This is a genomic window from Paenibacillus sp. FSL H3-0329, from assembly GCF_037963285.1.
GTDB lineage: Bacteria > Bacillota > Bacilli > Paenibacillales > Paenibacillaceae > Paenibacillus_AQ > Paenibacillus_AQ odorifer.
On record NZ_CP150150.1, the window covers coordinates 6,764,374 to 6,779,066 of the forward strand.

At 46.2% G+C, this 14,693-nt stretch carries 11 protein-coding genes; 4 read left to right on the plus strand and 7 right to left on the minus strand.

Going from position 1 to position 14,693, the window contains the following annotated elements:
• Nucleotides 1-121: 121 nt before the first annotated feature.
• Nucleotides 122-1,552: a PLP-dependent aminotransferase family protein gene (locus NSQ66_RS29885; protein WP_076140587.1), complete on the plus strand. Its 1,431-nt coding sequence runs from the start codon at nucleotides 122-124 to the stop codon at nucleotides 1,550-1,552.
• Between the two features lie 508 nt (nucleotides 1,553-2,060).
• Here NSQ66_RS29885 and NSQ66_RS29890 read toward each other — a convergent pair.
• The 7 genes from NSQ66_RS29890 to NSQ66_RS29920 all read right to left on the minus strand — a co-directional run bounded on the left by NSQ66_RS29890 (nucleotide 2,061) and on the right by NSQ66_RS29920 (nucleotide 10,871).
• Complete coding sequence (locus tag NSQ66_RS29890) at nucleotides 2,061-3,425, minus strand: MATE family efflux transporter (RefSeq protein WP_076140586.1); 1,365 nt, start codon at nucleotides 3,423-3,425, stop codon at nucleotides 2,061-2,063.
• A gap of 75 nt (nucleotides 3,426-3,500) precedes the next feature.
• Complete coding sequence (locus NSQ66_RS29895) at nucleotides 3,501-4,160, minus strand: dihydrofolate reductase family protein (RefSeq protein WP_036682374.1); 660 nt, start codon at nucleotides 4,158-4,160, stop codon at nucleotides 3,501-3,503.
• Nucleotides 4,161-4,180: 20 nt separating this feature from the next.
• Nucleotides 4,181-5,317: an extracellular solute-binding protein gene (locus NSQ66_RS29900; RefSeq protein ID WP_038573897.1), complete on the minus strand. Its 1,137-nt coding sequence runs from the start codon at nucleotides 5,315-5,317 to the stop codon at nucleotides 4,181-4,183.
• Between the two features lie 15 nt (nucleotides 5,318-5,332).
• Complete coding sequence (locus NSQ66_RS29905; RefSeq protein ID WP_081382521.1) at nucleotides 5,333-7,273, minus strand: alpha-amylase; 1,941 nt, start codon at nucleotides 7,271-7,273, stop codon at nucleotides 5,333-5,335.
• Nucleotides 7,274-7,309: 36 nt separating this feature from the next.
• Nucleotides 7,310-8,380, minus strand: a complete 1,071-nt coding sequence (locus NSQ66_RS29910; protein ID WP_256717867.1) for an alcohol dehydrogenase catalytic domain-containing protein — start codon at nucleotides 8,378-8,380, stop codon at nucleotides 7,310-7,312.
• A gap of 242 nt (nucleotides 8,381-8,622) precedes the next feature.
• A complete protein-coding gene (locus NSQ66_RS29915) occupies nucleotides 8,623-10,005 on the minus strand; it encodes an SMI1/KNR4 family protein (protein WP_038573899.1) in 1,383 nt (460 codons plus the stop codon).
• Nucleotides 10,006-10,127: 122 nt separating this feature from the next.
• The gene (locus NSQ66_RS29920) at nucleotides 10,128-10,871 is read right to left on the minus strand and encodes a glycoside hydrolase family 16 protein (RefSeq protein WP_051491236.1); all 744 of its coding nucleotides are present in this window, start codon (nucleotides 10,869-10,871) and stop codon (nucleotides 10,128-10,130) included.
• 148 nt (nucleotides 10,872-11,019) lie between these two features.
• Here NSQ66_RS29920 and NSQ66_RS29925 point away from each other — a divergent pair, with 148 nt between their 5' ends.
• The 3 genes from NSQ66_RS29925 (at nucleotide 11,020) to NSQ66_RS29935 (ending at nucleotide 14,573) form a co-directional block, all read left to right on the plus strand.
• Nucleotides 11,020-11,940 (plus strand): ABC transporter permease subunit, encoded by a 921-nt coding sequence (locus tag NSQ66_RS29925; RefSeq protein WP_036682380.1) that lies wholly within the window; start codon nucleotides 11,020-11,022, stop codon nucleotides 11,938-11,940.
• 18 nt (nucleotides 11,941-11,958) lie between these two features.
• Nucleotides 11,959-12,843 carry a carbohydrate ABC transporter permease gene (locus NSQ66_RS29930; RefSeq protein WP_038573901.1) on the plus strand — a complete coding sequence of 295 codons (885 nt, stop codon included), beginning with the start codon at nucleotides 11,959-11,961 and terminating at the stop codon, nucleotides 12,841-12,843.
• Nucleotides 12,844-12,908: 65 nt separating this feature from the next.
• Nucleotides 12,909-14,573, plus strand: coding sequence for an extracellular solute-binding protein (locus tag NSQ66_RS29935; RefSeq protein WP_036682383.1), 1,665 nt, complete (start codon nucleotides 12,909-12,911; stop codon nucleotides 14,571-14,573).
• Nucleotides 14,574-14,693: the final 120 nt, after the last annotated feature.

Below are 14,693 nucleotides of genomic sequence, written 5' to 3' on the forward strand. Positions count from 1 at the left end.
ACCAGCGTTGTTACGGTAGTATATCAATGAATGGATTGCATTAAAATATCCAAAATTCGCTGTTTAGAGCAATCCATAATTCGTTTTTTATGATTGGAGTTTCTATTTGGAGGTATGTACGATGATGAAAGTAATTCGCAATGATAAGAGACCGATCTGGCAGCAATTGCTTGATCAAGCGATTCATAATATTACTAGCGGAGTCTGGGCACCAGGAGAATTACTGATTCCTACCCGCGAACTTGCGCACATCGTAGGTGTCTCCCGCTCAACTATACAGATCGTCTATGAGGAATTGTTAAGTCGAGGTTATACAGTTACCTCCCGCCGGGGAGGGACGCGAGTTAGTACGTGGAAGCAAGTCACTATGTCCACGAAGGAAATAGAAACAGAGGGCCCCACACCTCCGTCACTCTCCTTGCTAGACTCAGCTGTTGATCAATTACATGACTGGTTCAGAGGTAAAGAACAGCTAGAAGTGGATATTGATTTCAGTCCCCATGAACCCTATTTGGATGAACAATTTCAAAAAAACTGGCGGCAATCGCTGCTCCAGGCATCCGCTGAAATGGATTTATCAAGCTGGGCTTACGGTAACTGCTACGGGTACACACCATTACGTGAGCAAATACAGCGTTATTTATCACTTGAACGGGGCATACATGTCCAAACCAATCAGATTCTGTTGACCTCAGGAGCTCAGCATAGTATTGACTTAATCGCACAGTCACTTTTAGCTGATGGGGACACTGTCTCAGTAGAGGATCCAGGTTTCCCAGCTGCTTGGATGGCAATGAGATACCGCCGTATGAATGTGGTACCCGTTCCCGTTGATGAGTATGGTCTAGTGGTTGAGCATATTCACCCGCAATCCAAGCTGGTCTTTGCCACCCCTTCCCACCAGTGCGCAGTAGGGGTCGTTATGTCGGAGCCCCGCCGGCAACAATTGCTGTATAAGGCCGTTCAAGAACGATTTTGGATCATTGAAGACGATTATGATAGTGAATTTCGATATCGCGGGGAGCCGCTGCCAACGCTGTTTAGTCAGGTATCTAATAATACTTTGTACCTCATGAGTTTCTCTAAAATGATTGCACCAGGCATTCGTATTTCGGCTATTGTTGGATCAGTCGAGGCAATTGCTCAGCTAGCGAAGGTGCAGGAACTGACTTACCGTCATCTTCCGATTATGGATCAGCTAACACTAACCCACTTCATTAAAAATGGTCATTTTATGCGCCATATGCGAAGAGTCAGAAATGTGTACCGGCGAAGACACGAGGTCATGGCAAAAGCTATTATGGCTAGCGGATTAGGGGAGCGCTTCACGCTCAGTGGAGTAGAAACTGGATTACATATGTTATTAGAAGCTGAGGAAACATTCGACGAAGAAGCTGTGACAAAGTTAGCCCTACAACATGGAATACGTGTGTACCCTCTTGGGCCCTATTGTTTGAATAGCAAAAGAAAAGGATGGGTATTAGGGTTTGCAAAAGTAGATGAGGCAGCGATTGAGCAAGGCATTCATCGTCTTGCGGAGTTGATCCTATAAAATCACCTCCGCAGCACTCACACAATTTGTTGAACAGTCCATAGACTATTTTAGATTTATGAAACCATTGAAACTTCAAACAAAAGTTAATATATGGTAAATTTAAACTATGATAGAACCTGGAGATGGGGACTTCATGGCTTCAGCAAATATTTTTCAGGAGGGCTTCCCATTAACAAAATGCCGTTGTTAACCATAGCTTTATTTTTATTATAAGCGGTATTTGTGATCCGGTCCTATCTCAGAAGACGTAAGCAACCTAAGTAAAATAGAAATAGACGGCTCTCCTTAAAATACCCTCCAATTTTGCACACCAAGATTTCTCGCCCTACTTATGATATGGCTCACCGCGCTGTCCGTAATCGCAAGTTTTAGGACCATCTTTTGTGGGCTGGCCCTTTTTCACCCTTTTTCTTTATGAAAATCATATCGGTAGCTAAAAAAACTCCCGATGCATCCCCTTATCGGGAATACATGGGAGTCTTGAGCGATTCAATCAGGTCCTACATTACATAGCTTTTTCAGCCAGATCACTAACTAAATTTCTCATCCACTTACGGGAGTAAATCCGGGCGTAGCCGAAGCCAAAGCGGACAACCTCCTCCAGCGAGATGACGAGATACACAAGGTAGACAGGTTGCTTCCAAATGTATGACAGCAACAGCCCGGATGGGACACCTATCAGCCACGTTGCGGTAGACTCCATGCCGAATACGAACTTGCTGTCTCCTCCGCTGTTTAGAATACCGCCGGCTATAATCATATTGGATACTTTGACCCAAAGAAATCCAGCAAACACGATAACGATATACATGCTCATTTGTTTAGCGTCCTCGGAGATATTGAACGCAGAGACATACAGCTTCGAGCCTGCCGCAATAATAACCCCGACGATCAGAGAGATAATGATGCCTAGACGAATGAACTTTTTCGCGTGATCGAGTGCGATATCAGATTCATTCGCACCCAAACGGTTGCCGACCATTACCCCTGCTGCACTAGCCAGACCCGATAATAGGCCAATGCAAAGACCCTGAAGTGGGAAGGTAATGGTCATCGCAGTCATTTCCATCGTCCCCATACGGCTATAAATAATCGCATATGCTGTTTCGCCCAATACCCAGATTAATTCAGTCAGTAGCAGCGGATAGGTCGTTCCAAAAAACTTGCGAATGAGCGGTTTAGGAACAATGAATAAGTTCTTTAACCCGACAGCTCCCGGTAAACGATACCGGTACACGGCACCAATGATCAACAAGCATTCGAAGACCCTAGAGATAAGAGTAGCAATGGCAGCGCCCTTCAGACCAAGCGCAGGAGCACCGAAATGTCCGTAAATAAGTACGTAATTCAGTATAATATTCAAGCCAACTGCAATTAGACTTACATACATCGGCCATTTGGCATGGCCAGTACTGCGTAAAATCGCGGAATACATCATCGTGAGCATGACAGGCACAAAACCGATCGACATTATCTGGAGAAAGATATAACCCTCATCTATTACATTCATGTCTGTAGTGAATAGGCTCAGAAAGAGCGGCGAATCGATAAAGACAGCCGCAGAGAACAGGAACGAGAACGCAAAGCCAGTGATCAGTCCGAGACCCAGTACTTGAGAGACGCTTTTGGAATCTTTATTTCCCCAAAACTGGGCTGCATATATGGATACACCCGTCGATAAACCGGCCAAGACAACCGCGATGATCCCGTATATTTTGGTCGACATCCCCACCGAGGCAATTGCCACATCTCCCAGCTGCCCAACCATCAATTGATCCGTCAAATTAAGCAATGCCATCAGCAAGCTTTGAAGCGTAACGGGCACAGCGATTTTATACACACTTTTGTAGAAATCTTCTTTCTCTGACATGTATCGTTCACAACCCCCATATTCTCGATTTTTCCAGAACTTATAGCCATTCGCAGTCTATGACTTAGTTTGAGGTTAGATCACCTTTTTGTAGCGCATGAGCGTGTAGTTATCTTTTGGTTGAATTTCTACAACCTTGAACTTTTTCGCAAAGTTCAATTGCTGATACCCGTCTCCATCCACTAAAGTAATGTTTGTGGAGCCGCCTATGATGATTGGAAGCTGCATTAGAATAATCTCATCGACGATATCCTGATTGAAAATATGCCAGTTTAAGAATCCGCCGCCTTCGACCATCAGACTGGTAATCCCATAGTTCTCCTCCAACTGACGTTCAAGCTCCACAAAATCTACTTTATCCTCGCCGCAGATAAGGCACTCCTTTCCTCTTTGCCGGATCTGTTTGATTTTTTCTTCATCCCGTCCTTTCTCGGTCGTGACAATAATCGTCTTCCCTTGGTCCGAGAGTACATTGCAATCTAGCGGAATATCCAAGGTAGTTGTCGGAATGATACGAATTGGATTTTTATTTTCCTCATACCGATTAGTAAGAAAGGGATTGTCCGTCAAAATTGTATTTTTGCCGACCATAATTCCCTGCACCTTCCCCCGGAATAGATGAATAAATTCCATATCCTCACTGGAAAATAAAGAAAAAAGCTCTTTACTCGAATTACCAGCGCCCATAGTGAGCTTTCCATCAATAGAAATTTGGCTGAATATCGTTGTTTTCATTTGGCTCTCCCCATCTCTAATTAGCTTTTAAATGCGCCCCAAGAGGCTTGAATAGTCTGTTCTATTTTGTTCAATGCTTGTTCAGGATTGCTCAAGGGCAGCTCGATAAGACCCGCATTTAACGCCTCCCATACATGGATCATGAAGGGATAAGTCGGCATCGGCCGTGAGTGATCCAAAAGCGATAAAATCATCTTTCTGTTAGGCGCAGCAGAGGCAGCTAGATGGTTCAGCACCTCTTCCTGAGCCGGAATCCGCTGTACACCCAGCGTCCACATAGTTTGGCATTCGTCACTCAGCATAAAGCGCGTGAATGATAAAATATCTTCCCGCTCCTCGGACGTTAATGAATGATTAGGGTAGATCAGGCCAATAGAAGAAGACATGGATAATGATTGCCGCCCTTCGATGCTCGGAAGCTGGCAAACCGCAAGCCTATTGTTCATATGTTTATCTAGATGGTTATAAATCCACTCGCCACAAATAATGGCGCCGATCTTACCGTCAATGAACTGCTCAAGCAGTCCTGTGGAGCCGTCGAGACTAACGAGCACGCCTTGATCCATCTTGTCGCGAATAAACTGAAGCGCCTGCTTCATTTCAGAGGTGACGATATTCGGCTTTCCATTCTGTACAGGCCAACCGCCGAAAGCTGTAAGGAACGGAATAAACCAATAGCCTTGCTGTAAGTCTGCTCCAATCGGTATGATACCTTGGGCGGATAACTTTTCTGCTGCCTCTTCGAACACGTCCCATGTCGTCGGCGCACTAGGGTAAATCAACGGGTTGTAATACACAACCAGATGATTACCCCGCAATACAGGGATACCATACTGAACACCATTCATTTGCATCGTTGAAAGGGCTCCCTCAGTCAGCGTATCGTCAAATAGCCCGCCCGGTACTTCGGAGTAAAGACCGTTCTCCACATAGGAGGACATGTCAGCAGGAACCATCGCCAGATGCGGACCTTGCTGGGTGTCCTTAATTTGGTTCAGGCGCGCAGTCAGCTCCGTAATATTCATCACTTGTGGTGTAATTTGTACGCCGAAGCGCTCTGTATACAGCTTACAAATTCCCTCCAGCACCTCAATCGAGGTATCTCCTGGACCATCAAACTCATGCCATACCACGACTTCCTTATTGTTCTTTTCCATTGCAGCCTCTCTCCCTTACCTAAATTGTCTATGATTGTTTACGAGCACTAAAGCCTGATTAGGCGCAAGCAGCAAGCAATCGAACGCCTGACCTACGCTGCTACCCGTTAAGGAACTATCCAGTGTTACCGTCATTGGGCATCGGCCAGGTACGGCAACCTTCAAATCAACTTGGCAGAAAGCATCAGCACTCAAGTTAAAGCAGCACAGCAGCGTTTCATCCCCTTGCATATACCCGTACAGAACAATACCTTCCGGGGATTGAGCCACGAAAAAGTTTTCCGGCTTCACTAGGTGGCGCCAATCTTTCTTGAGTTCACTTAGCTCCGCCAACAGCGGCAGCATCGGTGTAGGATTGGTCCAATTAATTTGCATAACGTTAAAAAAAGCTCGGGAAATCTCCTTTCCGTTCGTGTTGTCTCCAAGACCACAGTTGAGCGGCTGCTCCTCATTCATTTCATAACCCGTCGTCACGTATGGAATTGCGTTCGGAAGAAATTGATTAAATACCGCGATCATCCGAGCAACCTCTACACCGCCACGGCTGGTGATCCGAGGAGTATCTGCTGTTTCTGCACAGGCAAATATATGAATATTCAACTCAGGCAGCTCTTCTAAGAATGAAATGAGATTCTCTTTAGTAATTTGTGTCATGACGTTCCATCCACTGCCAAGCATAATGTTATAGCCGGTGTTTGCTGCCTTCTTGTGGTTGCGATTGAACAAATCTTCGCTGATTAAGATCGCATTTGGATTCATCTCTTTAATCGTGTCAAAAATACGAGTCAACAACGGAATAGGAAGCACGTGTCCGATGTCGATGCGGAAGCCGTCAATCCCATATTTTTCGAGATTAACCCGTACTGCCTCCTCCAGAACATCCCACAGCTCCAGATTCGGCTCCTCTCCCGGGTAGTCATTGCATTTAATCGTATCAAAAAGGACATATGGCGCCTGATCCGGACTTATAAGATGTCTCACTTGCGGAGAGAAATCCTGGTAGAGGCGTAAGAACGTAATGTCTGTCCAAATCGGCTGCACATCATTTATCCAATCCGAATGCGCTGGAGCAGTCGTTATCCCCATCTCTTGCTCCACCAAAGTTAATAGCTCCTCTCCTGTTTTAGCAGCTTTCTCTTTCAAGTGCTGCCAAAGGATTGGATGGAGTTCATTGGGCGGTGGCGTGAACTTCCGCAGAAATACTGCTGTCTCCTGGCTGCGGTAGACCGTCTCCAATTTGTCCGGCGTACACTCCTCAAAAAATCCAAGCTGGGGAATTGCGGGCGGCGCAAAGCCTTCTAATTCATCCATTTTGATCCAATACACCCATTCAGGATGCTCGGTAATGAACGCACTGTTTTTCGCCGTCACACGGGGAATGAAGTCAACAACAGTCTTAATATCAAGTAAATGACAAGCCTCTACCAAAGCGCTGAGCTCATCGTGGATCGTAAACTCCTCCATATCATCCAATAGGCTATCGTGCAGGTTCTCGTCCAAATGGAATAACGATTGCACTGCGTAAGGGGACCCAATATCCCCCTTCAGATTCAACTTGCTGTACTGGTTAACTGGAAGCATGTACAGAATATTGATGCCCATTTTCTTTAGCAGAGGCAGAAGAATAAAGAATCTTAAAAAAGTACCCGATTCAATTTTTCCGTCATGGTTGTAATCCCAAGCCGTAGAATAGCGAATAAGCGAAGAATAGATCGCGCTATCGTCCAGATTTGTGCGTTCCTTAAGCAGATATCTCCACGAAAGCCTGTCCAGATAATTCAAATGATCTGTCAAAAAATCATACGGGTGTACACAAATTTCACCCTCTTTTTCTAAGAGAACACGCTCATATTGGCACTCATTCCACACTGCGGGTATCCAAATTGGCTCTATGTCTTTAGCCTTTTGTGTAGACAAGTAATCTTTAATTAATCTGAATTTGCTATCATTGCTCATCAACAGTGCCACCTCTCATTGATTGTAGTCTTACGTTTAGGGAACAAAAACCGTCTTTACGGTTTCACTCCCAACCACCTTCAAAGAGTTCAATTCATAGCCGATCAACTCGTCTATCGCTGCTTCATGCTCACTGAGCTTAACTTTTCTAGTCACTAGTTTCTCCATTTCAGGAGTTTCAGCGGCAAACCGCAAAGCTTCCTCGAACATGTAGCGGTATTCACCTGCTGCTATAATTTTTATTGCATGCTGCACGAATTTAGTAGGGGAAAAGGTGTAGCGATACTTCGCATTAATACCAAAAGGAACGATGCGGCCTCCACGTTCAATCCACTTTTCCGCCATTTCGAGTTGAGTGCCCACCGTATCGATAATCACATCAAACTTATGTCCCGCACAGATTTTGTCTACGGTAGCTTGATTTAATTGGGCAGGGGTTAAAGCAAAATCTGAGATCTCTCTGGCAAAAGCTAGCCGATAGGGATTAACTTCAGTCGCTACCGTGAGCGCAGATTTCGACTTGCTCACAATTTGGCTTAACAGTCCCATTGGACCCGATCCAAGAATGAGTACCTTGTCGTCTGCTGTGACATTGGCTTCTTTGAAATTGTGCAGTACACAGGCAAGCGGCTCAATCAAAACCCCCGTCTCCCAGCTCATATGATCGGGAAGACGGTGTGCAAACGTTTGTGCAGTTGAGTAAAAAAAAGTGAATGTCCCATTTCGATTCAAACCCGCAATAGGCATCCCATTTCCATCGATGCCCGTACAGAGGTGCGGCTGTTTCTTCAAGCAAAAATAGCATTCATCACAGCTTTGATTCGGATCGATAACTACGCGGTCGCCTACCTTAACACGGTCAACGTTGCTGCCGATTTGGATTACAGTCCCTACTGCCTCATGACCACGAATGACCCCTGGAACCCCCTCCTCTTTCCCAGTTATGACTGCTAAATCTGTTCCACATACACCTGTCATCTCAATCCGGATCTTGACTTCATCCGGTGCTGCAATCTGCGGCTCTTCCCATTCGCAAAGCTCCAGCTTATGATTAGATGTCCACACCAACGCTTCCATACTCATTCCCCTTTCTTTTTTGTTATCCATATTCGCCCAGAATATATCATAACTACCATGTAAAAGTAAGGTGAATGTTGTCGAAAAATGTTAATAATTACATTTATATATAAATACTTCACGAGTAAGCGCTTTAATTTTCTTTCGCTTATTATGCGGAGTGCACTGTCTGAAACGGCAAGTTTAAGGGCCATCCTTTGTGGGATGACCCTTGAATACGATTGTGATCAACCGAGCTCCGTGCGGGAGAGTAGCCCCCGAATCAACGTCTCCTATTTTGCAGCTTCCGCTTCCAGCCGTGCAATGACCTCAGAGCGGGCTTGATCTGTGAAGCGAAGCACCCCGTTTTCCTGGACGATTAGCTCTTCCCGTATTCGCCCATCCAGCCAGTCGCTGATCCATCCCGGAGCGTATCCTCCTTGCCCGAACTCGCCGCCAAAAGCGATCATTTTCTCATATACATCCAGATATTGTTGACGGCTCGTATTTGGATAAGAGCTTGTGTACAGCCAGAACTGCACATCGTACATCAGAGTAGAAAGCTCATCCGCATGAAAGGAGAAGTGTCCCTTCTCTTCAACGATTCGGGTACAGACTTTACGGATCTTCTGCTCAAGCTGATCTACCTCAGACACATCGCTGCACAGCTTCGCAAGCAAAGGTGAGAATTGGCCTACGGCTACTTTGCGCAAATCCTCCTCTTTATCTTCTTCAGAGGTGTCGTATTCCTCATCACTCACCAGGCCGCGTATAAACGTCTCGAAGTCTTGGGCCAGAAACGTAATCTCATAATTATCTTCCTGATCCACATGAATTACCTCGGGTTCGCCGTCCCTCCCGCAATTGCGGTAATCCAGCATCACGACATCATGGCCTGCCGAAGGGCAATCACAAATTACCACGCCGATGTCGGGATACCCCCACTCCTCAATCATGAACGGGCTGCCGAGATCGCCGCAGATGGAATAGCTTTTCTCGCGTCCGATGCCCATAATGCCCGTAATCGCAATATGATCCTCAGCCCATGAGGTCGCGTCCTCGGTCGGAAAACAAGTATTATAAGGCACTCCCCCATTGTGCTGCTTCATCAGACTGATATAAGAGGCAGGAAGCTTGTAACCCAGTTCTTCTTCTACAGAAGCAATCAGCTCATCCGTAGGCGGAGAAGAAACATATTCTTTTAGCGCATAATCGCTATCGTCCCAAAAGCCGGAGAGATCCATCCCGTCAAAAGGAGCTGCAGTCGTCCCCGAATCATTATGCTGTTCTCTGATTGCCCGTCTGGCTGCGGCGTCTTGTTCTTTGCGAAGCTTGCGCTGGCTGAATTTCAAAAACATGGCCGTGTTCTCATCATCCGGATCGAGGTCATGGGCAATACTCAGCACTCTCACCGCTTCCTCATATCGATTCAAATAATAGTAGGAATATCCCACACGAAAATGCCACAGATAATCATTCTGCCCTTGTTCCGCAATCATCGCGAAGTGTTCAAGGGCTTCTTCATAACATCCCACATTGTTATACGCTCTTGCCAGACTGCTGACTACCTCGTAATCTCTGTCCGCTGGAGGAATCTCCATCAGAGTGTCTACAATCTTCTGGTGTTCATCATCTTCATGCCACTGTGTCAGCTGTGCCACTAGTTCTTTGTCCATAGTCTACCTCCCCAAGCTTATAATTAAGTTACTAGAATATAGAGAAATATGGTTTTCCCTATTCTACCAGATGGGATGTAGGTATTGAAAATCGAAAAAGAGGGCATCTCCAAAATTTTTAATTATGGATACAGCCATATCCCTGAAACCGTCATCACCGCTGGCAGTGCAGTCTCGTCAACCGCTACATTGTCATACCAGCCGCCCACTGCAAGGTTCAGCACCAGATAAAATGACTCGTTAAAGGGCATAATGCCTGGCTCCAAGCAACGCTCGGCAAAGCAATGTCCGTCTACCAGCCATCGAATCGAACTGGCATTCCATTCCAGTGCATAATCATGGAATTCATTAATGGTTCCGCTTTCAAAATGGTGCGAGAACTCCTCAACGATTTGATGTTCCCAATTCTTTCCGTAGTGCAGTGTTCCGGATATTTGCTGAGGCAAGCGGCCTTTGGCTTCCATGATATCAATCTCGCCGGAAGCTGGCCAAGGCCCGTAAGCCTGTTCCTGCGGAAGCAACCAGATGGCAGGCCATACCCCTTGCCCTACCGGCAGTTTTGCACGCACAACCAACTTGCCATAACAAAAGGAAAAATGGTCCTTTGTATCCAAACGAGCCGAGGTATATGCAAAATTGCGCCCATCCTTTTCAATGGATTCGCTGCGCGCGCACAGGTTTAAGCCAAATTCATCGATATACAGATTGCTGGAATGATCCGTGTAATACTGCTGCTCTCCGTTGCCCCAACCTGGGTCTATGGGATTACCCTCATTATCTAACAAGTCGTTGCCAAGGCGGACATTCCATAGCTTTAAATCGGCATTTCTATCTAAGAAATTCTGTTCCCATATAGGTTTATTCATCCTTTGCACACTCCCTTCATTTAATCACAGCATACTTAATTTTTGCGGCTGGTCAAACAAATCTAAAAAAATGGGATAGGGTCGATAATCATGGGCTTTTTTTCCTATACGCTTTTTCATACGATGAAATAGAAAGGGGGCACGGAAAATGTTCCAATACAGAACGGAACAAATGAAAGCGCTTTTTAAGCAGTGGCAATTGCAAAGCATGGTTATCCCGGGAATCATCTGGATGTTTATCTTTTGTTATATCCCTATGTTCTGGCTCATTATTGCATTTATGGACTACAGCATCGCCAAACCCTTACTAGAATCACCGTTTGTCGGGCTGAAGCATTTTCAGGATTTTTTGACGGATGAGCGTTTTTGGCGTTCGATTCGCAATACTCTGGGAATGAGCAGCATCAAGCTGGTCTTGGGTTTTCCCATTCCTATCTTGTTCGCCTTGCTGCTGAATGAAATACGGAGTCTTCGATTTAAGCGAACGGTACAAACCATTTCGTACCTGCCGCACTTTATTGCCTGGACGATTTTTGGCGGCATTGCGCTCAATTGGCTGGGCGAGGGCGGTGTGATCAATCAGTTGATGATGGCGTTCGGGTTCCAGGAACGCGAAATCCTGTTTAACAGCGACCCTAAGTACTTTTGGTGGATCACCTTTTTCACCGATACGTTAAAAGAAACCGGCTGGAGCGCCATTATCTACATAGCGGCAATATCCGGCATTGATCCGGGGCTGTACGAAGCGGCTGAGCTGGATGGCGCAAATCGGCGGCAGCGGATGTGGCATATCACCATTCAGAGCATACGCCCCACCATCGCTATTTTGTTCATCCTCGCTGTCAGCGGGATACTCGGCAGTAACTTTGAGCAGATCTTTATGTTGAAGAACAATATGAACATGAGGATGGCGGAAAGCCTAGACTTGTATATCTACAACATGGGGTTGGTCTCCGGGCGCCATTCCTTCTCAACAGCCGTCCTGTTCGCCCGCTCTATTGTGGCGCTAGGTTTGTTGTTTTTGGCCAATCACACATCCAAAAAACTAACCGGCGACAGCATTTTTTAGAAGGGAGAGGACAGAGGTATGGAAAGACGCAAAAGATTTCGGCAAATTGGAGTATTTGAGGTCTGCAACACCCTGCTGATGCTGGCGGTTTGCTTTTTAACACTGTACCCGATGTGGTTTGTATTCATTAACTCGCTTAATGCTCCGCAGCAGGCATCCCTGGGCACCGTCAACTGGTTTCCCAAAGAATTATCGCTGGCCAGCTATAGCGTTGTGTTCAATGATAAGACTATGATGAACGGTTTTTACATTACCACTCTGCGCACAGTGATCGGGACAGCAACGCATGTGTTGTTTACCGCCATTATTGCTTACGGAATGAGCAAGTCTAATCTGATCGGACGCAAGCTGTATCTTAAAATCGCATTGGTTACGATGCTGTTCTCAGGCGGGCTGATCCCTACATTTATTCTGATGACGAAGCTGGGCTTATATGATAATTTTTGGATATTCATCATTCCCTCTATGTACACTTTTTTTAATATGGTCATTTTCATGAGCTTCTTCCGCACCATACCCGATAGCCTGGAGGAGTCTGCGAAGGTAGACGGTGCTTCAGACTATGGCGTCCTGTTCAGAATCGTATTGCCCAATAGCATGGCTGTCATTGCGACTATATCGCTTTTTTCAGCCGTTTATCATTGGAATGATTATTACCAGGGGGTCATCTACATCCGTTCGCAGGAATTACTGCCACTGCAGACCATGCTGTACAAAATCATTGCGGAGAACTCTATGTCCTTCATGCAGCAGCAAGCTATGGCGCAATTCGGCGCAAGACTTCCCGGCAACTCTATTAAATTTGCATCCATGATGGTGGCCACACTGCCTATTCTGATAGTCTATCCTTTCATTCAACGCTATCTGGTCAAAGGCGTGATGATTGGCGCCATTAAGGGATAAGAGTGTGAGTGTCTAGAAACTGGTATTCAAAAATTCAGAAGCAGCAAAGAAAGGATGATTATGTCATGAAACGTAATCTCATTAAGCCGGGGTTGACCCTCGTTCTGGCCGCAAGCCTGATGCTAGGCATAGCCGCGTGTTCCAATTCAGCGAATAGTGAAAATAAGCCGACACCACAGCCTACAGATAGTACACAGCCGCCCCCGAGTGAAGCAAAGCTCAATCCCGATGATCCGGCATGGAAGCTGGATACCAGCCCTGTTGATTTAACCTGGTTCGTAGGTGCTAACTGGTATGCCCACACTTGGGGAGACAGCTTGACCTCCAAGTACGTAACGGAAAAAACAGGCGTAAACATCAAGCTTGAAGTACCTTCCGGTGAAGCCAATGAACATATTACCCTGATGATGACCTCGGGCAAGCTGCCAGACTTGATATCAATGGGTTCGTGGGAAACCGCTGTCAAAAAGCTGTGGGAAGGCGATCATGTCTACGCCTTAAATGAATTAGCTGACAAGTATGACCCTTACTTCTTCAAGGTGGCCGGGGACGGTACACTGAAGTGGTATCGTCAAGAAAATGGCAATACCTATGGCGTTCCGAATGATTCATATAGCCCCAACCTGATGCATGAAACTGGCATGACGGCGGCTAACCAGACTTTCCTGGTGCGGAAAGATCTGTATGAGGAGATGGGCAGCCCGGACCTTAGCACTCCAGAGGGCTTTCTGAACGCACTGCAACTGGTAAAGGATAAGTACTCCCAATATAAAGGCCAGCCCATCAGTCCCTTTTTTGCACAAGGGAACGTCCCTTACGGGATGACCGAATATCTGCAGAACCTACTGGCCGTTCCGCATGAGAAAGACGGAAAAGTATACGACCGCATTACCGATCCCGATTATATTGCCTGGCTAAAAACCTTCCGTACGGCTTACGAGCGCGGGTTGATTAATGTGGATTTCCTGGTGGATTCCGATACTCAGGTAGAGGAAAAAACAAACAACGCCCGCTATTTCATGATGGTCCGCGAGTGGACCGGTATGTCGGCTGTCAATCCTATGCTGGCTGCTAGCGGCAACCCGGACTCTTACTACATCGCAGTCGATGGGCCAAAGAACAGCAAGGGCGATAACCCTAAGTTATTCCCTGGCAACATGGACGGCTGGATGGTGACGATGATTAGCAAATCAACCGAAAACCCTGAACGAGCCATCCGCTTTTTGACCTATCTGGCCAGCGAAGAAGGCCAACGAGATTTGTTCCTTGGCAAGGAAGGCGAAACATGGGAGATGGTAGATGGCAAGCCGCAACTGAAGCCTGAAATGGTAAAATTACTCGACACTGATATTGAGAAGCTGGAGAAAGAATACGGCATCATGGATACCTATTGGATGATGCGAAACCCTGTAATCGTCAACCAGTGGAGACCGGAGAAATCTCCTGTCATTAAGCAAATGGAAGACTTCGCCAATAAGCAGGCCGATATTGATAGCGGTATCTATAAGGGCTTAGATCCACAGGGCGATTCTGATGTGTCGGTAGCCTGGTCCCGTATTTCGCAAAATTGGGAGGAAGTACTCCCTGAGCTAATTACGGCCAAAAATGAGGCTGAATTTGATAAAATCTTCGACAATTTCCTTGACCGCCGCGAGAATTACAACTTTGGCAAGGTGATGGAATACCGCCAGGCTGAACTGGATGTGCGAAAATCCAAAATGGCAGAGTAATAATGCCCGTATTAAGATTGCTGCCGGCCACCGAAAGGGTGGCCGGTATTCCCTTTTTCGCTTCTTTAACCATTTAACAAAACAGCCTAGTTACCTACCGGGCAGTTTGTAATATATGGT